This window comes from Enterobacter sp. 168J2 (assembly GCF_034107265.1).
Taxonomy (GTDB): Bacteria; Pseudomonadota; Gammaproteobacteria; order Enterobacterales; family Enterobacteriaceae; genus Enterobacter; species Enterobacter nematophilus.
In genome coordinates this window covers 236,524-261,179 of sequence record NZ_JAWNEB010000006.1, presented here as the reverse complement: position 1 = coordinate 261,179, position 24,656 = coordinate 236,524, and the positions used below count along the sequence as shown (strand labels likewise).

Annotated in this window: 23 protein-coding genes and 1 riboswitch; of the genes, 15 read left to right on the top strand and 8 right to left on the bottom strand. The window is 57.0% G+C overall.

The window, feature by feature from the left end; translation table 11 throughout:
• Positions 1–86: 86 nt before the first annotated feature.
• Both USG84_RS17155 and USG84_RS17150 read left to right on the top strand, forming a co-directional pair.
• Entirely contained in the window at positions 87–752 is a 666-nt protein-coding gene (locus tag USG84_RS17155; RefSeq protein WP_049000611.1) for a DUF1190 family protein, read from the top strand.
• A 2-nt stretch (positions 753–754) separates the two neighbouring features.
• Positions 755–1,915: a glutathionylspermidine synthase family protein gene (locus tag USG84_RS17150; RefSeq protein WP_151414049.1), complete on the top strand. Its 1,161-nt coding sequence runs from the start codon at positions 755–757 to the stop codon at positions 1,913–1,915.
• Positions 1,916–1,996: 81 nt separating this feature from the next.
• Here USG84_RS17150 and ygiD read toward each other — a convergent pair whose 3' ends face one another.
• Positions 1,997–2,785, bottom strand: a complete 789-nt coding sequence (ygiD, locus tag USG84_RS17145; RefSeq protein ID WP_151414048.1) for a 4,5-DOPA dioxygenase extradiol — start codon at positions 2,783–2,785, stop codon at positions 1,997–1,999.
• 130 nt (positions 2,786–2,915) lie between these two features.
• Here ygiD and zupT point away from each other — a divergent pair, with 130 nt between their 5' ends.
• The 5 genes from zupT (at position 2,916) to USG84_RS17120 (ending at position 8,912) form a co-directional block, all read left to right on the top strand.
• Positions 2,916–3,689 carry a zinc transporter ZupT gene (zupT, locus tag USG84_RS17140; protein ID WP_061097039.1) on the top strand — a complete coding sequence of 258 codons (774 nt, stop codon included), beginning with the start codon at positions 2,916–2,918 and terminating at the stop codon, positions 3,687–3,689.
• Positions 3,690–4,023: 334 nt separating this feature from the next.
• The gene (locus tag USG84_RS17135; protein WP_151414047.1) at positions 4,024–4,584 is read left to right on the top strand and encodes a fimbrial protein; all 561 of its coding nucleotides are present in this window, start codon (positions 4,024–4,026) and stop codon (positions 4,582–4,584) included.
• 70 nt (positions 4,585–4,654) lie between these two features.
• Positions 4,655–7,096 (top strand): fimbria/pilus outer membrane usher protein, encoded by a 2,442-nt coding sequence (locus tag USG84_RS17130; RefSeq protein WP_414146791.1) that lies wholly within the window; start codon positions 4,655–4,657, stop codon positions 7,094–7,096.
• Positions 7,097–7,105: 9 nt separating this feature from the next.
• Positions 7,106–7,867 (top strand): molecular chaperone, encoded by a 762-nt coding sequence (locus tag USG84_RS17125; protein ID WP_320738393.1) that lies wholly within the window; start codon positions 7,106–7,108, stop codon positions 7,865–7,867.
• Positions 7,851–8,912, top strand: a complete 1,062-nt coding sequence (locus tag USG84_RS17120) for a type 1 fimbrial protein (protein ID WP_151414046.1) — start codon at positions 7,851–7,853, stop codon at positions 8,910–8,912. Before USG84_RS17125 ends, USG84_RS17120 begins: the two co-directional genes overlap by 17 nt.
• Before the next feature lie 44 nt (positions 8,913–8,956).
• Here USG84_RS17120 and ribB read toward each other — a convergent pair whose 3' ends face one another.
• Complete coding sequence (gene ribB / locus USG84_RS17115; protein WP_253543305.1) at positions 8,957–9,610, bottom strand: 3,4-dihydroxy-2-butanone-4-phosphate synthase; 654 nt, start codon at positions 9,608–9,610, stop codon at positions 8,957–8,959.
• 105 nt (positions 9,611–9,715) lie between these two features.
• Positions 9,716–9,866: riboswitch (FMN riboswitch) on the bottom strand.
• A gap of 121 nt (positions 9,867–9,987) precedes the next feature.
• Here ribB and ubiK point away from each other — a divergent pair.
• Positions 9,988–10,284: a ubiquinone biosynthesis accessory factor UbiK gene (gene ubiK, locus USG84_RS17110; RefSeq protein ID WP_045371366.1), complete on the top strand. Its 297-nt coding sequence runs from the start codon at positions 9,988–9,990 to the stop codon at positions 10,282–10,284.
• Positions 10,285–10,361: 77 nt separating this feature from the next.
• On the opposite strand, the gene hldE is transcribed toward ubiK, so the two are convergent.
• From hldE to USG84_RS17095, 3 genes are read right to left on the bottom strand one after another with little or no spacing between them, the layout of a single operon-like run.
• Entirely contained in the window at positions 10,362–11,792 is a 1,431-nt protein-coding gene (gene hldE, locus USG84_RS17105) for a bifunctional D-glycero-beta-D-manno-heptose-7-phosphate kinase/D-glycero-beta-D-manno-heptose 1-phosphate adenylyltransferase HldE (protein ID WP_003862540.1), read from the bottom strand.
• Positions 11,793–11,832: 40 nt separating this feature from the next.
• Complete coding sequence (gene glnE, locus USG84_RS17100; RefSeq protein ID WP_253543306.1) at positions 11,833–14,688, bottom strand: bifunctional [glutamate--ammonia ligase]-adenylyl-L-tyrosine phosphorylase/[glutamate--ammonia-ligase] adenylyltransferase; 2,856 nt, start codon at positions 14,686–14,688, stop codon at positions 11,833–11,835.
• Between the two features lie 21 nt (positions 14,689–14,709).
• Positions 14,710–16,011, bottom strand: coding sequence for an inorganic triphosphatase (locus tag USG84_RS17095; RefSeq protein ID WP_151414045.1), 1,302 nt, complete (start codon positions 16,009–16,011; stop codon positions 14,710–14,712).
• Positions 16,012–16,240: 229 nt separating this feature from the next.
• Here USG84_RS17095 and USG84_RS17090 point away from each other — a divergent pair, with 229 nt between their 5' ends.
• Together USG84_RS17090 and USG84_RS17085 are read left to right on the top strand one after the other, a co-directional pair.
• Positions 16,241–16,861 carry a TIGR04211 family SH3 domain-containing protein gene (locus USG84_RS17090; protein ID WP_028014457.1) on the top strand — a complete coding sequence of 207 codons (621 nt, stop codon included), beginning with the start codon at positions 16,241–16,243 and terminating at the stop codon, positions 16,859–16,861.
• Positions 16,862–16,921: 60 nt separating this feature from the next.
• Positions 16,922–18,163, top strand: a complete 1,242-nt coding sequence (locus USG84_RS17085) for a multifunctional CCA addition/repair protein (RefSeq protein WP_320738386.1) — start codon at positions 16,922–16,924, stop codon at positions 18,161–18,163.
• A 13-nt stretch (positions 18,164–18,176) separates the two neighbouring features.
• On the opposite strand, the gene bacA is transcribed toward USG84_RS17085, so the two are convergent.
• Both bacA and folB read right to left on the bottom strand, forming a co-directional pair.
• On the bottom strand, positions 18,177–18,998 hold the full coding sequence (gene bacA, locus USG84_RS17080) for an undecaprenyl-diphosphate phosphatase (RefSeq protein WP_028014459.1): 822 nt from the start codon (positions 18,996–18,998) through the stop codon (positions 18,177–18,179).
• A gap of 106 nt (positions 18,999–19,104) precedes the next feature.
• A complete protein-coding gene (folB, locus tag USG84_RS17075; RefSeq protein ID WP_028014460.1) occupies positions 19,105–19,473 on the bottom strand; it encodes a bifunctional dihydroneopterin aldolase/7,8-dihydroneopterin epimerase in 369 nt (122 codons plus the stop codon).
• 107 nt (positions 19,474–19,580) lie between these two features.
• Between folB and plsY the strand changes: the two genes are divergently transcribed.
• Together plsY and USG84_RS17065 are read left to right on the top strand one after the other, a co-directional pair.
• Positions 19,581–20,195: a glycerol-3-phosphate 1-O-acyltransferase PlsY gene (gene plsY, locus USG84_RS17070; protein ID WP_061097029.1), complete on the top strand. Its 615-nt coding sequence runs from the start codon at positions 19,581–19,583 to the stop codon at positions 20,193–20,195.
• A 92-nt stretch (positions 20,196–20,287) separates the two neighbouring features.
• Entirely contained in the window at positions 20,288–21,754 is a 1,467-nt protein-coding gene (locus tag USG84_RS17065) for an MFS transporter (protein ID WP_151414044.1), read from the top strand.
• 41 nt (positions 21,755–21,795) lie between these two features.
• Here USG84_RS17065 and USG84_RS17060 read toward each other — a convergent pair whose 3' ends face one another.
• Positions 21,796–22,218, bottom strand: a complete 423-nt coding sequence (locus USG84_RS17060; protein ID WP_151414043.1) for a MarR family winged helix-turn-helix transcriptional regulator — start codon at positions 22,216–22,218, stop codon at positions 21,796–21,798.
• Between the two features lie 143 nt (positions 22,219–22,361).
• On the opposite strand from USG84_RS17060, the gene USG84_RS17055 reads away from it, so the two are divergent.
• The 3 genes from USG84_RS17055 to USG84_RS17045 all read left to right on the top strand — a co-directional run bounded on the left by USG84_RS17055 (position 22,362) and on the right by USG84_RS17045 (position 24,653).
• Positions 22,362–23,375 (top strand): alpha/beta hydrolase, encoded by a 1,014-nt coding sequence (locus USG84_RS17055; protein ID WP_061097026.1) that lies wholly within the window; start codon positions 22,362–22,364, stop codon positions 23,373–23,375.
• Between the two features lie 137 nt (positions 23,376–23,512).
• Positions 23,513–24,340 carry an urease accessory protein UreD gene (locus tag USG84_RS17050; protein WP_253543307.1) on the top strand — a complete coding sequence of 276 codons (828 nt, stop codon included), beginning with the start codon at positions 23,513–23,515 and terminating at the stop codon, positions 24,338–24,340.
• 10 nt (positions 24,341–24,350) lie between these two features.
• On the top strand, positions 24,351–24,653 hold the full coding sequence (locus USG84_RS17045; RefSeq protein WP_023309221.1) for an urease subunit gamma: 303 nt from the start codon (positions 24,351–24,353) through the stop codon (positions 24,651–24,653).
• Positions 24,654–24,656: the final 3 nt, after the last annotated feature.

Genomic DNA, 24,656 nt, shown 5'->3' with positions numbered 1-24,656 from the left:
CCCCTGATTCCGCCCCTCTTCGCTTCATTTTCAACCACTCATCCACTATCCTGAGCGTTATTACCACTGGGTCCTGGAAGACAAACATGAAACGGACAAAAACGATTAATCACGCGTCGTTCCGCAAAAGCTGGAACGCACGTCACCTCACCCCTGTTGCGCTGGCCGTTACCGCGGTCTTTATGCTGGCAGGCTGTGAGAAAAACGACGAAACGGTTTCGCTGTATCAAAACGCGGACGACTGCTCCGCCGCAACCGGCCAGACAGCAGAATGTAAAACCGCCTACACCAACGCGCTGAAAGAAGCGGAACGCACCGCGCCGAAATACGCCTCACGCGAAGACTGCGTGGCGGAATTTGGTGAAGGTCAGTGTCAGCAGACGCCAGCTCAGGCAGGTACTGCACCGGAAAATCAGGCGCAGGCGCAGTCCAGCGGCAGCTTCTGGATGCCATTAATGGCAGGCTACATGATGGGCCGCCTGATGGGTGGCGGTGCAGGCTATCAGCAGCAACCGCTGTTTAGCTCGAAAAATCCGGCCAGCCCGGCTTATGGTCAATATACCGATGCCAGCGGCAAAGGCTACGGCGCAGCGACCCCAGGCCGCACCGTGACCGTCCCGAAAACCGCGATGGCGCCGAAGCCTGCGACCACCAGCACCATCACCCGCGGTGGGTTCGGTGAGTCTGTGGCGAAACAGACCAGCATGCAGCGTAGTGCAACAGGCACTTCCACTCGCTCAATGGGCGGCTGATCATGGAACGAGTCGGTATTACCGAGCGCCCTGACTGGCGCGAAAAAGCCACTGAATACGGGTTTAACTTTCACACCATGTACGGCGAGCCGTACTGGTGTGAAGATGCTTACTACAAACTGACGCTCGACCAGGTGGAAAAACTGGAAGAGGTGACGGCCGAGCTGCACCAGATGTGCCTGAAGGTTGTGGAAAAGGTCATCGACAGCGACGAGCTGATGACTAAATTCCGTATTCCGAAGCACACCTGGAGTTTCGTCCGTCAGTCATGGAAAACGAATCAGCCATCGCTTTACTCTCGCCTCGATCTGGCGTGGGACGGCGTGGGTGAGCCGAAGCTTTTAGAAAACAACGCGGATACGCCAACCTCTCTTTACGAAGCGGCATTCTTCCAGTGGATTTGGCTGGAAGATCAGATGAACGCCGGAAACCTGCCGGAAGGCAGCGACCAGTTCAACAGCCTGCAGGAAAAGCTGATTGAGCGTTTCGCCGAACTGCGGGAGCAGTTTGGCTTCAATCTGCTGCATCTTGCCTGCTGCCGCGACACGGAGGAAGACCGTGGTACGGTTCAGTATTTGCAGGACTGTGCGGCCGAAGCAGACGTGGCGACCGAGTTCCTCTATATCGAAGATATTGGCCTGGGGGAAAAAGGTCAGTTTACGGATATGCAGGATCAGGTGATCAGCAACCTGTTCAAGCTCTATCCGTGGGAATACATGCTGCGCGAGATGTTCTCCACCAAGCTGGAAGACGCGGGCGTGCGCTGGCTGGAACCGGCGTGGAAGAGCATTATCTCCAACAAAGCCCTGCTGCCGATGCTGTGGGAGATGTTCCCGAACCACCCGAACCTGCTGCCAGCGTATTTTGCCGAAGATGATTTCCCGCCGATGGAAAAATACGTCGTTAAGCCAATTTTTTCCCGCGAAGGTGCGAACGTCTCAATCATTGAAAACGGTAAAACGCTGGAAGCCGTTGAAGGGCCGTACGGCGAAGAAGGGATGATCGTCCAGGCGTTTTATCAACTGCCGAAGTTTGGCGACAGCTATACGCTGATCGGCAGCTGGCTCATCAACGATCAACCAGCCGGGATTGGCATTCGCGAAGATCGTGCGCTGATTACGCAGGATCTGTCACGGTTCTATCCGCATATTTTTGTTGAATAAGACTGCGGCCTGATGCCCTCTCCCCGTGGGAGAGGGTGCAAACACTAAAAACGGCAAACTGACGTTGCCGTTTTGCTTTTATTACCCTACCTGCACCGACAGCATACTCAGACTCCCCATCTCAATACCGTCGACCGGGATCGTAACCGGCTCCTGACCGTCCCATGCGCCTAATACATACAGCAGCGGCAGGAAGTGCTCCGGCGTCGGGTTAGAGAGCGAACCGCCTTCGTGATCCAGATAGTTCACCAGCGGATGCTGCTCAACCGGGCCTTGCCAGGTCAGGTTCGCTTTGACGTAGTCGTTAAAAGCGGTGGCCCACGGGTATGGCGTGTTCTCGCCGTGCCAGCGCGCCGTACGCAGGTTGTGCACCACGTTGCCGCTTGCCACCAGCATGATGCCCTCATCACGCAGGGTCGCCAGTTTGCGGCCCATCTCCAGATGCCAGGCAGCCGGTTTGGTGCTATCGATGCTCAACTGCACCATCGGAATATCCGCATCTGGGTACATCTTGATCAGCACGCCCCACGAGCCGTGGTCAAAGCCCCAGGCTTCTTTATCCAGAGCGACCGGGACAGGTGCCAGCAAATCCACCAGCTTTTGCGCCAGCTCAGGCGAGCCGGGAGCAGGATAATGCGTATCATACAGCGCCTGCGGGAAGCCGCCGAAATCATGAATGGTCTTAGGCGCTTCCATGGCCGTCACGCCGGTGCCGCGGGTAAACCAGTGCGCGGACACCACCACAATCGCTTTCGGACGCGGCAACGTCTCACCCAGATGACGCCAGGCGCGGGTATAGACGTTGTCTTCCAGAACGTTCATTGGGCTGCCGTGGCCTAAAAACAGTGCTGGCATACGATAAGAAGACATGGTGGTATCCTTAGAGAAGGTGTCAATTTGATGGTTCTACATTACGCGCATTCAGATGAAGATGAACGCAGATAACCGTGAAGATCATCATCAGGAAATTTGAACGTACGATATCGCTTAAGGAGAGTGCATGTCAGTACCCTTAATTTTGACCGTGCTTGCGGGCGCCGCGACCTTTATCGGCGCGTTCCTCGGCGTGCTCGGGCAAAAACCGTCGAATCGCCTGCTGGCCTTCTCGCTGGGCTTCGCCGCCGGGATCATGCTGCTTATCTCGCTGATGGAGATGCTGCCCGCAGCGCTTCACACCGAGGGAATGTCGCCGGTTCTGGGCTACGGCATGTTCATCGTCGGGCTGCTGGGCTATTTTGCGCTCGACCGTATGCTGCCCCACGCGCATCCTCAGGATTTGATGCAAAAAAGCGTTACTCCGATCCCCGGCAACATCAAGCGCACGGCGATCCTGCTAACGCTGGGTATCAGCCTGCACAACTTCCCGGAAGGTGTCGCCACGTACGTCACGGCCAGCAGCAACCTGGAGATGGGGTTTGGTGTCGCGCTGGCGGTCGCCTTGCACAATATTCCTGAAGGACTTGCGGTGGCCGGGCCGGTTTATGCCGCAACGGGTTCAAAACGTACTGCCGTCTTCTGGGCGGGGATTTCCGGGATGGCCGAAATTCTCGGCGGCGTGCTGGCGTGGCTGATCCTTGGAAGCCTCGTGTCCCCTGTCGTGATGGCGGCGATTATGGCTGCCGTGGCCGGGATTATGGTGGCGCTCTCCGTCGATGAGCTGATGCCCCTGGCAAAAGAGATCGATCCCAATAACAATCCCAGCTATGGCGTACTGTGCGGCATGTCGGTGATGGGGTTAAGTCTGGTACTTTTGCAATCAGCGGGTATTGGTTAAAATTTACCTGCCTCCGTTTACTACGGCGGCAGGTAAACTAAATGCATAAGATGCATATAATCATTTATCTTTATAACAACACATCATTCACTATTTATAGCAACCTTTTTAATGGCCACTATTCCATAATAAAAACTGATATAACCGTATCAGACAATCACCTAAATCATGAGAATTAGCCCGCACTTACAATCAACAGATGTTATATATTAAAGCAATCTTAAAATAGCTTTAAGTTAGAGTAATCGCATTCTCTCTTCTTCATCCCGTATACTTGATTCGCTTCCTGAAATTAATATTCAGAGTATGAATTCATTTGAAAAAGGATATTTTCATGTCTACGGGTAAAAAAGTACTATTAGCGGTTGCTATGGCTGCCATTGTATCGGGTTCTGCTTTTGCGGAAGACCAGGGCTCAGGTAAAATCAAATTTAAAGGCGTGGTTATTGATGCGCCATGCAGCATCGCACCTGACAGCGTTGACAAAGAAGTTGACCTGGGTGAAGTAACTACTGCCGTTATCAATGCCAATAAAAAGTCTACAGCTGTTCCGGTTGATATCAACCTGGAGAACTGCCAGCTTGACGATCCTGCTGATGAGACCGATACGCCAATTACCAAAGTTGATGTCACGTTCACCAGCGCAGCAACAGACGCGACTGACACCAGTCTCATGACCAACACCTATGCCAGCGGCGCACAGAACGTGGGCGTTCGTTTGCTGGATAACGCCGAATCCAACATTACGCTGGGCGCGGCTAATGAAGTTGATCTTCTGGCTGGCTCCACCACCCAGACGCTGCACTTTAAAGCGTTAATGGAAGTCCCTGCCGGTAAAACCGCAACTGCCGGCCAGGTTGAAGCCACCGCCAACTATGTTCTGATGTACAAATAAGATTACGCAGCAAAATAAACCGACTGGCTAAATAAGCCAGTCGGTTAGCAATATTATTTTGAGTAACAGGATGATGACATATAAATTACAATCAATAATCATCATAGCGTCCCTGTTAATGACGAAACTCACTTCTGCCACTGAGTTTAATATCAATGCTATTGATAAAGACCAGCGAGGCAGCGTCGATCTTTCTCTCTTTAAAGATGAAATTGCCGTCATCCCCGGAAGCTATTTTGTTACTGTTTCCATTAATGACGTCCCACTGGCTAACGGCTGGCAGCTTAACTGGAAAGAGATCAATCATTCAGTTCAGGTGTGTATTCCGCCTGAACTGGCTGATTCCTTTGCGCTCAAAGATGATATTCGTAACGCCTTACCCGAAAAAGACGGATGCCTTGATTTCGCCTCCAGACCCGATATTACCTTTAAGTTCGAGCAAGCAACCCAAACGCTGAAGGTTACCGTTCCGCAGGCATGGCTACAGTACCGCGCAGCAGACTGGATGCCGCCCTCCACATGGGATAACGGCGTCCCTGGCGTAATGCTGGATTACAACCTGTTCGCCAGCCATTACCAGCCCAATAATGGCTCATCCTCGGATAACGCCAACACATACGGGACCGCCGGCGCCAATTTGGGTGCGTGGCGGCTGCGCAGCGATTTTCAGTACACGCAAACCCATACCGACGCCGGTTCTGAGCATGACGGGCGCTTTTCTCGTGTTTACATGTTCCGCCCCTTGCCTTCACTCGGGGCGAAATTGACCCTGGGCGAAACGGATTTTCAGTCCGCCATTTTTGATGCGTTTACCTATACCGGCGCCTCCCTGATCAGCGATGAACGCATGCTGCCTTGGTCCCTGCGGGGCTACGCACCACAAATTACCGGGATAGCGCAAACCAACGCTACGCTTACGGTCAGCCTGGCCGATCGCGTGATCTATCAAAGTAAAGTTCCGCCTGGGCCGTTTGTAATTCAGGATCTTAACCAGTCGGTACAGGGCACGCTGGACGTCAAAGTGACGGAAGAAGACGGGCGCGTCAGCACCTTCCAGGTCTCTGCAGAATCGGTGCCGTTTTTAACGCGCAAAGGTCAGGTTCGCTATAAGCTGGCGACCGGCAAAGCGCGGAAAGATGCCTCTCATGACGTTGAAGATAACGCCTTTATGAGCGGTGAATTCTCCTGGGGCATGCTGTCACAAACCTCCCTTTATGGCGGCACGCTCGCCGATGGCGATCGTTACCGCTCCGTTGCCGCCGGGATCGGGCTAAACATGGAGTACCTGGGCGCCCTCTCATTTGACGTGACCCAGGCAACCAGCCAGCTGCCTCATCAGGCCAGCCAAACAGGTTACAGCTACCGCTTTAACTACAGTAAGCGTTTCGATACCACCGGCAGCCAGCTTACGCTTGCCAGCTATCGCTACTCCGATCCGCAGTTCCTGAGCTACGCCCGTTTTCTGGATGATGACAACGGTGACCGCCAGTCTGAGAAGCAGACGCTCAGCGTGACGGCCAGCCAGTACATTTCGGCGTTATCGCTCAACCTCTATGTCAACATGCTGCGCCAGACCTGGTGGGACGATTCGCCCTCCACGACGGGCAGCGTTACCGCGGGCTATAACTTTGACATCGGTCGCTGGAAAAACCTGGGCATTACCGTGTCGTGGAGTAAAACGCACTATGAGGACGAAGACGACGATACGCAGTTCTACCTCTCACTGAGCGTCCCGCTCGATCCCGATCATCGTCTGAATTATGACCTGCGCAACAGCGACAGCCTGAGCCAGAACGTTTCGTGGTATGACACCTCCGATCGCAATAATACCTGGGGCGTTTCCGCAGGCACCGAGAGCGAGAAGTCAGATGCCGGCGCGCAGGTAAGCGGCAACTATCAGCATTATTCCCCTTATGGCGATCTGAATATCTCCGGGAGTTATAAGGCTAATGAATACAACTCCCTGAGCGCCAGCTGGAATGGCTCCTTCACCTCAACGGCCAAAGGCGCTGCGCTGCACCGTCGCAGCTACGGTAACGAGCCGCGCGTGATGGTCAGTACCGACGGCGTAGGCAACATCCCGCTGAACATGTCGCGGGATGAAACCAACCGGTTTGGCATCGGCGTTTTACCGTCGATTTCCAGCTATTCGCCCTCCAGCGTGCAGGTCAATATGAACAATCTGCCCGATGGCGTAGACGTGGACACCCGCGTCGTGACCTCAACCTGGACAGAGGGGGCTATCGGGTTCCGTCAGATTGCCACCCGCGCGGGCAACGATATCACAGGCATCTTACGCACCCCGTCCGGCACGCCACCGCTGGGCGCAGTTGTTCGTCTGCTGGAAAACGACCGACAGATTGGAATGGTCGCCGATGATGGCCACGTCTGGCTGGGCGCCGTAGAGCCAGAACAACAGTTCCGCGTAACGTGGGGGGACAATCAGCAGTGTCGCTTCGCGTTACCTTCACACCTTGAAAACAGTATGCAGTTGATACTGCCATGTCAGTAAGAAACCATGATGAAATTCACCCCACTTAAAAGCCTGTGCCTGATGTTGATCGGCACCGCCTTTGCCAGCCACGCAGCCGTTAACCTGGACCGCACGCGCATAGTTTTTCCGGAAAGCGACAAGGCCAGCAGCCTGAAGATTGAAAACCAGAGCAAAGCGCTGCCCTATCTGGCGCTCTCCTGGATTGAAGATGAGGAAGGCCGTAAGGAAGATACGCACTTTATGGCGCTGCCTCCGATTCAACGCATCGAAGCGGGTTCCGCGTCCCAGGTCAGGATCGTTAAGCAAGCGGCCACCGGCCAGTTGCCGAAAGACAGGGAATCCCTGTTCTATTTCAACCTGCGCGAAGTGCCGCCAAAAAGTGCCAGCGCCAGCGAAGAGCGCAGCGTCATGCAGGTGGCGATGCAGAGCAGGATCAAACTGTTCTGGCGTCCTAAAGCGATTACCAAAAAGCCCGGCGAGCAGGCGGAAATGCGGATGGAAATTTCAGCCACCGCGAAAGGGCTGACTATACATAACCCGACGCCGTACTACATCACCCTGGCATGGCTCAGTAAGAATGCCAAAACCATGCTGCCGGGCTTCGACAGCCTGATGCTTGCCCCCTTCGCGACGGCGACGACCTCCACTGGCGGCTACCACGGGAATTATTACAGCATCGGCTATATCGACGACTACGGTGCCCTGAAAAAAGTCGACGTGCAGTGCGCAGGAAAGGCGCAGTGCACGCTCAGCGAACGGAAGATCGAAAAAGATGCGAAAGCTCGCTAACGTCCTGTTTATTTTGCTGGTTTCTACGTTGCCGTTAAAAGAGGCGCTGGCCCTCGACTGCTATCTGGGCGGTTCCGGTGGCCCCGTTGAGGAGACCAAAACGATCTCGCCGTTTGCTATCCCCAGCAATGCGCAGGTGGGAGAAAAAATCTGGGAGTCGGATGACATTAAAATCCCGGTAACGTGCGACCACAACGTTGTCGGCGGTTTTGAACAGGAAGATGTTTTCGCCTGGGTGAACCCTTACCCTGCCGCATCGGATCCCTATTATGAGCTTGGCGTGACCTATGAAGGGATGGATTACGATGCAACAGGCCAGCCTAACGGCGTCGATACCCGCCAGTGTCTGGACAACCAAAACATCACAATTTATACCCCGGCGCAGATCCGGCAGATGGGCTGGGAAAACCTTATCTGCTCCGGTAACCCGGACGATATCCATACCTCGCGCACTTTTGTTGCTCGTCTGCGCTTATACGTAAAAATCAAAGCGATGCCGCCCCACGGCTACGTCAGCTCGCTGACCGATTACATCGTCGTTCAGTTTGACGGAAAAGGCGGCGTGAACCAGATGTCGGACGCGAAAAACCTGAAGTACCACATTAACGGGCTGCAAAACATCACCGTGCTGGACTGTGGGGCGACCTTCAGTATTTTCCCGGAGAATCAGGAGATCGACTTTGGCACCTTCAGCGCCCGCGATATTGTGAATCAGCAGACGCGTAAACGAACGTTTTCGGTGAAAACGACCAAGGTGCAGGATGCCCAATGTTCAGATGGGTTCAAAATGGATTCGTCGTTTTATACTACGGAATCGCTCACCGCTGAGGACACGGCATTACTCATTGGAAATGGCCTGAAGTTGCGGATACTCAATGGCGCTCAGCCTTATACCTTCAACCACTATGAAGAATATGCCGATTTTACGGGCAGCACGCTGCAATATCAGCAGGATTACACCGCAGAGCTATCACCCGTAGAAGGAAAAGCGATCCAGTCCGGCCCGTTTGAAACCGTGGTGCTGTTTAAAATTAACTACCACTAGAGACAAAAAAGCCGGGTTTCCCCGGCTTTTTCACATCAGCAATTTCAGCTGGCTTTGCGCTCGTGCGCCTGGCGATACTCCACCAGATCTTCAATCGTCACCACCGGCATGTTGTGCAGACGGGCAAAGGTGATGCACTCCGGCGCGCGCGCCATGGTGCCGTCATCGTTGGTGAGTTCGCACAGCACGCCAGCCGGTTTGAAGCCAGCCAGCGTCACCAGGTCGATGGTCGCTTCGGTGTGGCCACCACGGGTCAGCACGCCGCCCGGCTGCGCACGCAGCGGGAAAACGTGGCCTGGACGGTGGAGATCGGATGGTTTTGCGTTATCGGCAATCGCTGCACGTACGGTCGTCAGACGGTCAGCCGCCGACACGCCGGTAGTCACGCCGTGCGCCGCTTCAATGGTCACGGTAAAACCGGTCCCGAAGGCGCTGGTGTTGTTTTCAACCATCATCGGCAGATCGAGCTGCTGGCGGCGGTCTTCGTTAATACACAGGCATACGATGCCGCTGCCGTGACGAATAGTCAGCGCCATCTGCTCAACGGTCATGTTTTCGGCGGCAAAAATCATGTCGCCTTCGTTTTCACGGTTTTCATCGTCAAGCACCATCACACCGCGGCCTTCGCGCAGTGCATCCAGTGCATGTTCAACACGTTGAATTGAAGTGCCAAAAGAGGAAAGTAGCGTCTGATTCATGGTAATAAAACCTCATTAACTTTATGGTTACCAGAATCAGGGCAGTCTTAGGAGCGCCGTACAAGCGGCAAAAAAATAACGTGAGCGGGCCATGCCCGACTGGATCGTTACTCTCTCCCATCCGGACTTTAACCGTCGGCCCCGGAATTACACCGGATCTGCTGACCTTTGAGAATTCACCCAAAGCGCTCGCGGGCTTTCAGCGTTAAGCTGATTTACCGCCGGTGGGGAATTTCGCCCCGCCCTGAGAATAAGCGAGATAACTATAACGCTATTGATTAACCTGGGCAATGCATAAGCTTCAAACAAATCTGCTTTATCCTGGGTCATGACGCGCTACAATGTTCATCAACACCGACTTATCAAGGGAAGCCATTATGATTGACCCGAAAAAAATTGAGCAGATCGCGCGTCAGGTTCATGAGTCCATGCCGAAAGGCATTCGTGAATTTGGTGATGACGTTGAGAAGAAAATCCGCCAGACGCTGCAGGCGCAGCTGGTTCGCCTTGATTTAGTCAGCCGCGAAGAGTTCGACGTGCAGACCCAGGTTCTGCTGCGCACCCGCGAGAAGCTGGCGCTGCTGGAACAGCGTCTGAGCGAGCTGGAAAACCGTAATGCGCCGGAAGAAGTGAAGCCGGCACCGGCTATTCCACCGGTGGACGACCAGGCATAACTGCGGCCTGATGCCCTCACCCCAGCCCTCTCCCACAGGGAGAGGGAGAAAAACGAACGGGCCAACTGGCCCGTTTTTTACTGACTGTCTTTCTGGATCTTCTTGATGATGTTGGTGGTTGAGCACCCGTCCTCGAAGTTGAGCACCATCACCTCGCCGCCGTTGGCCCAGACCTCTTCGCTGCCCGCGATCTGCTCCGGCTTGTAATCCCCGCCCTTCACCAGCAGGTCTGGCAGAATGCCGGCAATCAGGCGCTGCGGGGTATCTTCTTCAAACGACACCACCCAGTCCACCGCTTCCAGCGCGCCAAGCACAATCATACGTTGCTCGAGCGGGTTCACCGGACGCGTTTCGCCCTTCAGGCGTTTGGTCGACGCATCGCTGTTCACTGCCACAATGAGGCGATCGCCCAGCTTGCGCGCGTTCGCCAGATACGACACGTGGCCCGCGTGCAGGATGTCGAACACGCCGTTGGTCATCACCACTTTTTCACCACGCTTGCGCGCGGCGGCGACGGCCACCTTCAGCTCGTCTTCGGTCATCACCCCAAAACCGGTGTCGGCGCGGCCGCGCACCGCGTTTTCCAGCTCGATTGGCGAAACGGTTGAAGTACCCAGTTTACCCACCACCACGCCCGCCGCGGCGTTAGCGAAGTAGCACGCCTCTTCCAGGGAATTACCCGCTGCCAGCGTCGCCGCCAGCACGCCGATCACCGTATCGCCGGCACCGGTCACGTCGTACACTTCCTGCGCCTGGGTTGGCATATGCAGCGGCGCTTTGCCCGGCTGCAGCAGCGTCATCCCCTGCTCGGAGCGGGTCACCAGCAGCGCGGACAGCTCGAAATCAGCGATGATTTTCATGCCGCGCTCAACCAGTTCTTCTTCGGTTTTGCACTTGCCCGCCACCGCTTCAAACTCGGAGAGGTTCGGCGTCAGCAGCGTCGCGCCGCGATAGCGTTCAAAATCGGTGCCTTTTGGGTCGATCAGCACCGGTACGCTGGCTTTGCGCGCCAGCTGAATCATCGTTTGCACGCTCGCCAGCGCGCCTTTGGCGTAGTCAGACAGCACCAGCGCGCCAATATTCCCCAGCGCCTGATTGATGCGCTCGTGCAGCGGCTCAGGATCAACGCCTTCAAAGCCTTCTTCAAAATCGAGGCGGATCAGTTGCTGGTTGCGCGACAGCACGCGCAGTTTCGTAATCGTTGGGTGGGTCGGAACAGAAACGAAGTCGCACTTCACGTTCACGTCCGCCAGCGACTTGCTCAGCGCGCGCGCCGCATCGTCGATACCGGTCAGGCCCACCAGACGCGAGTGCGCGCCCAGAGAGGCAATGTTCATCGCCACGTTTGCCGCGCCGCCGGGACGCTCTTCAATGGTGTCGACCTTAACCACCGGTACCGGCGCTTCCGGAGAGATGCGGCTGGTAGGCCCATACCAGTAGCGATCCAGCATCACATCCCCGACAACCATTACTCCAGCACGTTCAAACTCTGGCAGTGTTACTTTCATTCCTGACTCCAGAAAGATTCACAATTTGCGCGCGATAATATCACACTTGTTTTGTTACGCACGGTTCCACCAGCCACTTCTGCCAGCTTGTGGTGACCTGCGCGCGTTCTTCAGCGAAACACGCCAGCGCCACATGGCCCGGCTGCTCCTGCAACGCCAGGTGATGAAGTTCATCGCGCAGCGTGGTGTAGGCGCGGGTTAAGGCCTGCGCCTCCTGCTCGTCCATAATGTCGTTTTGCGCCAGCAGCTCCAGAATGCGCACGTTATCGGACCAGCGGGTCAGCTTCGGCTTGTCGTGGGCGTGCAGCAGCACCAGGTACTGAGTGATAAATTCAATATCGGTAATTCCGCCTTCATCGGCTTTGATATCAAAGCGATCGCGGTGTTTATTTCCGAGATGGGCGCGCATTTTCTCGCGCATCTCCCGCACCTCGGTTTGCAGCGTGCTGCCCTCGCGAAGGGTGGTCATGACGGCCTTGCGAATGGCATCGAACCGGGCGTGAAGCTGCGGATCGCCATACACCACGCGAGCGCGCACCAGCGCCTGATGCTCCCACGTCCAGGCTTCATTCTTCTGGTAATCGGCAAACGCGTCCGTCGAGGTGACCAGCATGCCCGCCGCGCCGGACGGGCGCAGGCGCGCGTCCACTTCGTACAGAATGCCTGACGAGGTGCGGGTGCTGAACAGGTGCATGATGCGCTGGGCCAGGCGCAGATAGAACTGACGCCCGTCAATCTCGCGCTCGCCGTCGGTCATCACGTCCGCCGGGCAGTCGTGCAGGAAAATTAAATCCAGATCGGAGCTGTAGCCCAGCTCCCAGCCGCCCAGCTTGCCGTAACCGACCACGGCGAACCCTCGCCCCTCACGGTCGGCCAGGTGTTTCGGCTGGCCGTAGCGCGCCACCATCTGCACCCACGCCTGATGGACAACCGCATCGATAATCGCTTCCGCCAGCCAGGTTAAGTGATCGCTCACTTTCATCACCGGCAGCGTACCGGCGATATCCGCTGCCGCCACGCGCAGCATCTGAGCCTGCTTAAACTGACGCAGCGCCTCCAGCTGCTGCTCTTCGTCCTCTTCCGGCACGCGCAGCAGGTACTGACGCAGCTCGTCGCGATAGGCGTCCGTCGCCGTCGGCTGATAGAGCGTGTTCGGGTCGAGCAGTTCGTCCAGCAGCAGCGGGTAGCGCGCCAGCTTGTTGGCCACCATCGGCGACGCGGCGCAGAGGGAAATCAGGTGCTTCAGCGCCCCCGGAAACTCGCTTAGCAGCTCAAGATAGGTAGTACGGGTGATGATCCCGCTCAGCAGCGGCATCATGCGCGAAAGCGGCACCGGCGCATCCTCGCGCGAACAGACCTCGCTCAGCAGGTGCGGCATCAGGTGATCCAGCACCTGACGACCGCGCGGCCCAATGGCGCGCTTGTTCAGTTCGAGACGGAAATCGGCAATTAAAGCCACCACGCGGTGGCGGGCGTCGTCGCTTAGGTGCGCCAGTACCGGCGTGGTGTCATCTTCCTGAAGCGCGTCCTGCCACAGCTCGCGCCAGTGCTCGGAGAGCGCATCGTCCGGCGATTCGCTTTCGTCGTCGCCGATCAAATCGTTAAAGATGCGGCGAACGCCTGCCATATGGGCATCCAGCCGTTCAGTCAACGTTGACCAGCCGTCCACGCGCATGCCCCAGGCCAGGCGCGCCCGGTTAAGGTCATCGCCCGGCAGGGTCTGGGTCTGTTCGTCGTTGATGCTTTGCAGCAGATTTTCCAGGCGGCGCAGGAACAGATAGGCCTCGCGCAGGGTTTGCGCGTCGCCGTCCGGCAGCAGATGCAGCTGCTCAATGGCGCTCAGCGTCGGCAGCAGCGAGCGGGACTGCAGCGACGGCTCGCGCCCGCCGCGGATCAGCTGGAAGACCTGAACGATAAATTCGATTTCGCGGATGCCGCCCGCGCCAAGCTTGATGTTGTCCTTCAGGCCGCGACGGCGCACCTCGCGGGCGATCATCCCTTTCATATTGCGCAGGGACTGGATCACGCTGAAGTCAATGTAGCGGCGGAACACAAACGGGCGCAGCATGGCGCGCAGCTCGTTGGCGTAAGCGTCGTCGCTGTCGCCCATGATCCGCGCTTTGACCATCGCGTAGCGTTCCCAGTCGCGCCCCTGCTCCTGGTAATAATCTTCAAGCGCGGCGAAGCTCAGCACCAGCGGGCCGCTGTCGCCAAACGGGCGCAGGCGCATGTCCACGCGGTAAACAAAGCCGTCCTGCGTCGGCTGGTCCAGCGCCTTAATCAGACGCTGCCCGAGCCGGGTAAAGAACTGGGCGTTATCCAGCTCGCGACGACCGCCTCGCGTGGAGCCGTTCTCCGGCCAGGCAAAGATCAGGTCGATATCCGAGGAGAAGTTCAGCTCGCAGCCGCCCAGCTTGCCCATCCCCAGAATCAACAGCGGCTGCGGAACCCCTTCTTCGCTGCACGGCGTGCCCCACTCTTTACAGCAGGCGGCGTAGAGCCAGTCCCGCGCGGCGACAATCAGCGTCTGCGCCAGCTCGCTCAGCTGCTGCAAGGTGCTCTCTTCACTCACCAGCTCCAGCGCCTGCGCCCAGGCAATGCGCACCATCACCCGGCGGCGGAACTGACGCAGAACGCGCATCAGCGTGGCTTCATCTGCCACCTCTGCCAGCGCGGTTTGCAGCCAGCCGGCATAGTGCCGCCACTCGTCAGCCTGCGGCGGCGCGCTTTCCAGCTCGGCCAGCCAGTCCGGATTGGCGCTGACGCTCTCCTGCACAAAATCACTGAACGTAAGCACGCTTTTCGCCTGCTCGCTTAACGATGACGCGGGTAACGACTCGGGCAGACGTTCGCAAACGGTCTGCCAGTGCTGCTGTAACTGCGAAGAAAGCGGCATATCAGGGGTTCCTTGCCAGAATTAACGTTTTCCGCTGTGCAGCCAGTACGGATCCTGTGAGATGGCTTCGTTGCGGAAATGCTCGATCTCAATCTGCTGACGGGTCTCAATGGCATGCTTAAGTCCCTGCCAGTTCTCCAGCCAGGCCTGCGCCTTCACGCCCTCGTACGCACCGGACAGCAGCAACATGCTGTCGATGTTACGCGCCAGGCGGGGAAGCTGGTCGCCATACTTGTCACCCAGCGGATGCGCGAAGGTGGTTCTCAGCTCGGCGGCGTGGCGGGAAAGATGGATATCCGCGAAGCGTTTAAAGTTGTCCGCGATTTTGGTCTGCGCTTTTGCATCAAGGAAGGCGCGCCAGCCGCGCGTCACCAGAAACTCGGTCATGGCCAGTTTTGCCGCGGCATTTTGCGGGCTGTAAAGCGCGGTTTGCGCCGATACGTCGGAAAGCAGCAGCGTTTCGGTCTGGGTCAGCAGATCGCGTAAGTGAGCGCTAGCTTTACGTGGAACGATACCGCCAAACAGCGTCAGGGTATGACGCACCAGACCAATAGCGGCCAGCACCTGTTTCCTGGCATTTTTCACGTTACGCGCCCACAGCTCCTCATGGTACTGCCACTGAGAGAGCGCAAGTTCCAGCGCCGCTTCCATGCCCTGCTCAATGCTGGATTTCGGGACGACGCGAAGAATCGGGGTCTCTCTCAGCGCGCGTGGCGCATTTCCTGCAGCCAGGTGGTAGCCGCGCGCCGCTTTGCTCAGGCTGCCCTGGCGTAAACCCGGCTGGCTCACCAGCTTGCGCGCCAGCTTCAGCACGTCGCTCGCATCCCCTTCCAGCAGTTCCAGCTCCAGCTCGCAGATCGGTTCCTGGAACTCACCCGCCTTCACCTCGCCTAAATCCAGCGCGATTTCAATGCGGCTCTTGCCTTCCGTCACCAGCCATTTCTCGCGAGCGAAATCGGTGCTGAAAAGCGGCTGCACCTGCCCTGCCAGCGTGGCGGGCAGTTCGCCTTCCGGCCAGACTTCCGCCGGGAAACGTTCCAGCTCAAGTTCTGGCTTACTGATGTCGATATTGTATTCCGGGCGCAGATGCAAACCGCCGACCACGCGGCCGGCGATTTTCATCGTCATCTCGTAGCGTCCGTTCGCGCCGCGGATGCGCAGCCCCATATCGTGGTTGCGCAGCCAGTTGTCCGGCGTTTCGTAGTAGATGTTGAGCAACTGTACGGGTTCATGGTGCTCGCCGGAGAGGGTATTCAGATGCTGACGGAGCGCGTCAACGCTGTCTTTTTCGACGATAAATTTTAATTCGATTTCCTGAGCCATAGCCTTGTACTTTTGCGGGCGTCACAGACGCGTCAATGAGGGCGAACTTCCTCGCCATTTGTTTGTCAGTACATAGTATTTTGCGCCAAATTGCCATGCAATGAGCAATTTGTCGGGCGTAAATGTGTAGAGTCGTGACACAGATGATTCTGATTGCTGATGAATGCTTTGCGTAGAGACACTGTTGCCACTACTATCGTTCCACTTTTTATGAAAATAACGACTAATGATGCTTAAATTACGCCTGATTGGACTTACTTTACTCGCTTTTAGCGCCGCAACCGCAGTGCACGCTGAAGAGAAGCGTTACGTTTCTGACGAACTGAATACCTGGGTACGCAGTGGCCCCGGAGATAATTATCGCCTCGTGGGCACGGTGAATGCCGGCGAGGAAGTCACCCTGTTACAGACCAACGCGGAGACCAATTACGGTCAGGTTCGCGACAGTTCCGGCCGTACCTCCTGGATCCCGATGAAAGAGCTGAGCACCGTGCCAAGCCTGCGCACCCGCGTGCCGGATCTGGAAAACCAGGTGAAGACCCTGACCGACAAGCTGAACAACATCGACGGGACCTGGAACCAGCGCACCGCCGAAATGCAGCAGAAAGTGGCGCAGAGCGACGGCGTGATCAACGGTCTGAAAGAAGAGAATCAGAAGCTCAAAAACGAGCTGATCGTCGCGCAGAAAAAAGTGAACGCCGCGAACCTGCAGCTTGATGACAAACAGCGCACCATTATCATGCAGTGGTTTATGTATGGCGGCGGCGTGCTGGGCGTTGGTCTGGTGCTGGGTCTGGTTCTGCCACATCTGATCCCAAGCCGTAAGCGTAAAGATCGCTGGATGAACTAATTCGTCTTCTCTGCCAGACTTACGTATCATTCTGGAAAAGAGAAAACGGGAGAGTTGGGCGTGAAGAGTTATCTGGTCGGTGGTGCGGTACGTGATGCGTTGTTAGGTCTGCCGGTCAAAGATAAAGACTGGGTGGTGGTGGGCGCCACCCCGGAAGAGATGCTCGACGCGGGCTACCAGCAGGTAGGCCGCGATTTTCCCGTGTTTCTGCACCCGAAAAGCCGGGAAGAGTACGCCCTGGCGCGTACCGAGCGGAAATCCGGTTCCGGCTATACGGGCTTCACCTGCTACGCCGCGCCGGATGTGACGCTGGAGCAGGATTTGCTGCGCCGCGATCTCACCATTAACGCCCTGGCCCAGGACAAAAACGGTCATATCATCGACGCCTACGGCGGGCAGGATGACCTGCGCGACCGTCTTTTACGTCACGTCTCCCCGGCATTTTCTGAAGATCCGCTCCGCGTGCTGCGCGTGGCGCGCTTTGCCGCGCGTTACGCCCATCTGAGCTTCCGTATTGCGGATGAGACGATGGCGTTGATGACGGCCATGACCGAGGCGGGCGAGCTGGAACACCTGACGCCGGAGCGCGTCTGGAAAGAGACGGAAAATGCCCTCACCACCCGCAACCCGCAGGTCTTTTTCCAGGTCCTGCGCGACTGCGGCGCGCTGAAGGTGCTGTTCCCGGAAATCGACGCGCTGTTTGGCGTCCCCGCGCCGGCGAAATGGCACCCGGAAATTGATACCGGCGTGCACACGCTGATGACCCTGAGCATGGCCGCCATGCTCAGCCCTGAGGTGGACGTACGCTTTTCCACCCTGTGCCACGATCTCGGCAAAGGCTTAACGCCGAAAGAGTTCTGGCCGCGCCATCACGGGCACGGTCCGGCGGGCGTAAAGCTGGTTGACGGGCTCTGCCAGCGCCTGCGCGTGCCGAATGACATCCGCGATCTGGCAAAGCTGGTCGCCGAGTTCCACGACCTGATCCATACCTTCCCGATCCTGAAGCCCGCCACCATCGTGAAGCTGTTCGATAATATCGACGCCTGGCGCAAGCCGCAGCGCGTGGAGCAGATTGCGCTCACCAGCGAAGCCGACGTTCGCGGCCGCACCGGGTTTGAAGCGTCCGATTACCCGCAGGGGCGCTTGCTGCGCGAAGCGTGGGAAGTCGCAAAAGCGGTGCCAACGAAAGACGTGGTTGAGGCAGGATTTAAAGGCCCGGAGATTCGCGAGGAGCTGACCAAACGGCGAATTGACGCGGTTACCGCGTGGAAGGAAAAGCGTTGCCCTCAGCCGAAAGAGTGAGGGCAACCCGTCATCAGAAGAAGACCACGTACACCGCAGCGGCAACGATAAAGCGGTAAATTGCGAACGGAATGAACGAGATACGCTTGATCAGCTGCAGGAAGGTTTTGATGGCAATCAGCGCCACGATAAAGGCGGTGATAAAGCCCACGGCGAACATCGGAATATCGCCTGTGGTCAGGAAGCCAATGCTTTTGTAAAGGTCCAGCGCGGTGGCGCCCATCATCATCGGCACCGCCAGCAGGAACGAGAACTCAGACGCCGCGTAACGGCTCACGCCCATCAGCATCCCGCCTGAAATGGTCGCACCTGAACGAGAGAAGCCCGGCCACAGCGCCAGACACTGGAAGCAGCCAATGATAAACGCCTGACGGTAGGTCATATCGTCCAGGCCTTCCGCACGCGGGACTTTTGGCTTCAGCACTTCGGCGGCAATCAGCAGGAAGCCCCCCACCACCAGCGCGTACATGACGTTAATCGGGTTAAACAGCGATTTAATCGTGTCGTGGAAGACCAGCCCCAGCACCACCGCCGGGATCATCCCGAGCAGGATGTGAATCAGCGTCAGGCGGCCCTTGCCCTCTCCTTCACGCTGCGGCAGGCGGCCAAAATGGATGCCGATCAGGCCAAACAGGCGACGCCAGAACATTACCACCACCGCCAGGATAGAGCCCAGCTGAATCACCACCTCAAACGTCTTTGCGGTATCGCCTTCAAAGCCCAGCAGATGGCCAACGATAATCATATGGCCCGTACTGGAAACCGGCAAAAACTCCGTCAATCCTTCGACCACACCCAGAATTGCCGCCACCAGCAGCGAGTGCATATCGCTCATCTATAAACCCCTAAAAAAAGATATAAAAAACGGTGTCCACGCGGACCACCGTGAAAGATACAGCCTTAAGACCGATATAACCTAAAATGGTTTAGCTATTATGACGTTAAATCTTCCCTTTCAGATTTGTGCCACGCTCGATAATCACGCCCACGTTGGCTGCGCGCGCCACCGCCCCCGGCTTGCTCAGCTTGATGCGTACCCACGGTGAGTTGAATTTGGTCAGCAGCAGGTCCGCCACCTCTTCCGCCACGCGTTCCACCAGCGCAAAACGCTGCCCTTCCACGTGGCCGATCACCGCTTCGCTGATGTCGGCATAGCTCAGACAGTCATTCACGTCATCGCTTTTTGCCGATTTGCGGTTATCCCATCCCATTTCGATATCGAACACCAGTTTCTGCTCGATGGTCTGTTCCCAGTCGTAAACACCAATTGTGGTGATTACCGAAAGTTGCTCTATAAATACAATATCCATCACGACCTGCCTGCTTTTTGGCTAAACCGGATACCACTTCCGGCGAATTATGCGTATTATCCACAGATGCTGAGAATACAGATACATTTTCAAAACGGAACAGCGTTATGAGTGCAATCGCGCCTGGAATGATCCTCCTCGCCTATCTTTGCGGCTCAATCTCCAGCGCCATTCTGGTCTGCCGCATTGCCGGGTTACCTGACCCGCGTGAAAGTGGTTCCGGGAATCCGGGAGCGACCAACGTGCTTCGAATTGGCGGCAAGGGAGCAGCCGTAGCGGTTTTGATTTTTGATGTTCTGAAAGGGATGCTGCCCGTCTGGGGCGCCTATGCGCTGGGCGTCACGCCGTTCTGGCTCGGTCTTATCGCCATCGCCGCCTGCGTCGGTCATATCTGGCCCGTTTTCTTTGGCTTTAAAGGCGGCAAAGGGGTGGCGACCGCCTTTGGTGCCATTGCGCCCATCGGTTGGGACTTAACCGGCGTCATGGCCGGGACCTGGCTGCTGACCATTCTGCTGAGCGGCTATTCGTCGCTGGGGGCCATCGTCAGCGCGCTGATCGCCCCGTTCTACGTCTGGTGGTTCAAACCCCAGTTCACCTTCCCGGTGTCGATGCTCTCCTGCCTGATCCTGCTGCGTCATCACGACAATATTCAGCGCCTGTGGCGTCGTCAGGAAACCAAGATCTGGACGAAGCTCAAGCGTAAGAAGAAAGACGCTAAATAAAGCGTTCGTTATGCCTTATAACCAAATGTGATTTTGGTCACCTTCTGCCTGTGGTAACTGTTAGAGACACAACACAACCACACAAAAAGAAAATGGCAGAAATCACAGATACAACTCCCCTTTCAACGGCAGGAAGCGCCCCGGATGGCGACATCAAGTGGGTGCGCAGCGCATCGGACGTATCCCGTCTCGTAAACGACGGCTCACAGGGCCGGGCCAACGCCCGGATCGTGGTGGGTATCGCGCTGGGCGGGATTTTCCTCGATGCCTACGATCTGGGGGCGCTGGCGTTCGGCATTAAAGACATCACCCGCGAATTTAACCTGACGCCCGCCGGTACCGGCATGGTGGCCTCGGCGATTACCTTTGGTGCCATCGTCGGGGCGCTGCTCGGCGGCTATCTCACGGATAAAATCGGGCGCTACCGCGTGTTTATGGCTGATATGGTATTCTTCGTGGTGGCCGCTATCGCCTGCGCGCTGGCCCCGAACGAATATGTGCTGGCGGGCGCGCGCTTTGTGATGGGGCTCGGCGTGGGGATCGACCTTCCCGTGGCGATGGCGTTCCTGAGCGAGTTCGCCAGGCTCAAAGGTCCGGGCAATAAGGCCTCCAGCGTCGCGATGTGGTGTCCCACCTGGTATGCGGCCATCAGCGTTTCCTACCTGCTGGTGCTGTTCTTCTACGCCGTGCTGCCGGAAAGCCACAGCGACTGGCTGTGGCGTTTGATTCTCGGCTTTGGCGCGGTGCCCGCACTGGTGATTATCGCCATCCGCAGCCGCTACATGAGCGAATCGCCGGTTTGGGCGGCGAATCAGGGCAACCTGAAAGAGGCGGCGTCCATTTTGCGGCAGTCGTACAATATTAACGCCCACGTCCCGCAGGATGCGCTCACCCAGCCAGCGCCTGTCGTGAATAAAGCCAAATGGTCGAACTATCTGAACCTGTTCCGCGGCATATACCTGCGGCGTACCACGCTCGCCACGCTGCTGTCCGTCGTCTCCTCGTTCGCCTATAACGCCGTGGCCTTTGGCCTGCCGGTGATTATTTCAAGCTTCTTTGTGCAGTCGATGCTGACCACCATTCTGATCTCGCTGGCGCTTAACCTGCTGTTTGCGTTTGTCGGCGGATTACTGGCGGTGCGCTACGTGCCGCGCTTCGGCGCGTGGCGGATGTCGCTGGCGGGTTACGCCTGCCAGCTTGTGGCGCTGCTAGGGCTGGCGCTGATTGGCCGACCGGAAGGTGCCTCTGAAGGGGTGCTTGCCGTGGCGATGCTGGCGCTGTTCCTGTTCGGTCAGGGATTTGGCCCGGGCGCGCATACCATGACGTTTGCCTCGCTGAGCTACCCGACCTCCCTGCGCGGCGTGGGCGTGGGTCTCAACCAGACGCTGATGCGCAGCAGCTCCACGCTGTCGCTGTTCCTGTTCCCGCTGCTGGTCGCGTCGCTCGACACCGCCGTGTTCTGGGTGATTGCGCTGGCGCCGTTTATCGGCCTGGCGTCATTGCTGGCGATCCGCTGGGAGCCGTCCGGCTATGACGTGGATGCGGAGGACTACCGGTAACGACACATCGCTTCGGTGGGTTCCCCCCCACCGAAGTGCGCTTATAAATCCTCCAGCAGCGTTCGGGAGAGTTTTTTTAGCATTTCCAGCTCATCATCATTCATCCGCATGCTGCAGCGAATCTGGTCCGGCAGCGCCATCACCTGCTTTTTCAGTTCGTTCGCCTTATCGGTCAATACGACATTTTTCATCCTTTCATCCCCCAAAACCGCGATACGGTTGAGAAACCCTTTTGCCTCAAGCTTCTGAACCAGCGGGGTCAACGTGCCTGAATCAAAATAGGTTTTATCGCTGAGATCGCGAAGCGGGATGTTGTCTTTTTCATAAAGCGCCATCAAAACAACAAATTGCGGATAGGTCAGATCCATCTCCTGCAGCAGGGGGCGATACTGGCGCACGAACGCATTGGTGACCGAGTACAGCGAGAAGCACAATAAATCATCTAGCGTTTTGTTTTCTTTCATTTTTCTTTCAACCCTGAATCTGTTGTCTAAAAAAAATTATAAATAATGTTTGACTAAAAGTATCTTGCACGCAAGTATTATATCAGCAACTAAGTAGCGCACTACTTAGTTATCCGATCAAACACGTTAAAAGGGGTACTACCATGAAAACATTAACCGCCATCCTTGTTTCTTCCGTCTTCGCGTCAGCCGCGGCATCCGCTCAAACCACCAATACTCCAGCCCCGACAGCAGGCGTACAGGCATTTCTTGATGTCCTGAATGCGGGCAAAGGGAAACCGATGGAACAGATGACCCCGCAGGAGGCCCGCCAGGTACTTATTGGCGCACAGCAAGGTGCAAAACTGCCGCCCGCTCAGGTGACTGAAAAAACGATCCAGGTCAATGGCCAGACGATCGCCCTTAAAATTGTGAAGCCTGAACATGCTGCCGGTACGCTCCCGGTATTTATGTTCTTCCACGGTGGCGGTTGGGTGTTGGGTGATTTTCCAACCCACGAACGTTTAATCCGCGATCTGGTTCGCGCATCAGGTGCCGCGGCGGTTTACGTTGACTACACACCGTCACCTGAGGCCCATTTCCCGGTGGCAATCAATCAGGCCTATGAAGCGACAAAATGGGTCGCCGAGCACGGCCAGGAAATTGGCGTGGACGGCAGCCGTCTGGGCCTGGTTGGTAACAGCGTGGGCGGCAACATGGTGGCCTCCGTGGCGTTGCAGGCCAAACAGTTCAATGGGCCAAAAATTCGCTACAACGTGATGCTCTGGCCAGTGACGGACGCCAGCTTTGATACGGCTTCCTATCACCAGTTCGAGAACGGCTATTTCCTGTCAAAAAACATGATGAAATGGTTCTGGGATAACTACACCACCAGCGCTGCCGATCGCAACAATATCCTTGCCTCTCCGCTTCGCGCCAGCACTGCACAGTTGAAAGGCTTCCCGGAGACGCTGATTCAGACAGCTGAGCTGGACGTTCTGCGGGATGAAGGTGAAGCATTCGGGCGTAAACTGGATGCGGCTGGCGTCCCGGTGACCGTCACGCGCTATAACGGCATGATCCACGATTACGGCCTGCTTAACCCGCTGAGCCAGGAGCCAACGGTTAAAGTCGCCCTTGAGCAGGCAGGTGCAGCATTGCATGACCACCTGAAATAGGATCCTCATGCTTCACGCTGAGCACGGCCCCGGGCCGTGCTTTTTTATTTCCTCTATCCATAAGCGACTCATATGACAGCCTTCATTTCCGCCAGGGCATACTGAAACGACCCCGATGATGCGCAGATGGAAGCAGCATGTTAGCAGCTCAGGTCACTGATAATACGTATAAAGGCTGGCAGGCGTCGCTTGCCCTGCAGTTTTGTCACGCCCCTGAGAAAACCCTCCTGCGTTCCGCGCATCACGTCGGGCCGCTTACCGTTCAGCGGCCGTTTTACCCTGAAGGGGAAACGTGCCACCTTTACCTGCTGCACCCGCCCGGCGGCGTTGTGGGGGGCGATACGCTGGACATTTCCGTTCGGCTCGACACCAAAAGCCACGCGCTTATCACCATGCCTGGCGCCAGCAAGTTCTACCGCAGCAGCGGCCCGCAGGCGCGTCTGAGCCAGCACTTTTATCTTGATGAAAACGCTACGCTGGAGTGGCTGCCGCAGGACACCATTATCTTTCCCGGCGCGAACGCCGCGCTGCGTTCCGTCTTCCACCTGAAGGCATCCAGCACGCTGCTGGCGTGGGAGCTGTACTGCCTGGGCCGCCCGGTAATAAACGAAACCTTCAGCCACGGCATGCTGGAGAGCCGCCTTGAGGTGTGGGTGGATGACGAACCGCGCCTGATTGAGCGTCAGCACCTCAGCGACGGCGATCTCACGCCCGTTGCCGGACACCCGTGGATCGGCACCCTGCTGTTCTATCCGGCCCGGGAAGAACATCTCGACACGGCGCGCGCGCTGCTCGCGCCTCTGGGCCATTTTGCGGGGGCAACGCTCACCGACGATCTGCTGTCGGTGCGTTTTCTCGCCCACGACAACCTGATTTGCCAGCGGGCGATGCGCGACATCTGGCAGTCGCTTCGCCCGCTTCTCACTACCAAAACCGCCTGTTCGCCGCGTATCTGGCAGACATAAGAGAACCATTATGGAACTGACCCCCAGAGAAAAAGACAAGCTGTTGCTGTTCACCGCCGCGCTGGTTGCCGAACGCCGCCTTGCGCGCGGGGTAAAGCTCAACTACCCGGAATCGATCGCGTTGATCAGCGCCTTTATTATGGAAGGCGCGCGTGATGGCGAAACCGTCGCCTCGCTGATGGAGGCGGGCCGCCACGTCCTGACGCGGGATCAGGTGATGGAGGGCGTGCCGGAGATGATCCCGGATATTCAGGTGGAAGCCACCTTCCCGGACGGCTCCAAGCTCGTCACCGTCCACAACCCGATCGTGTAAGGA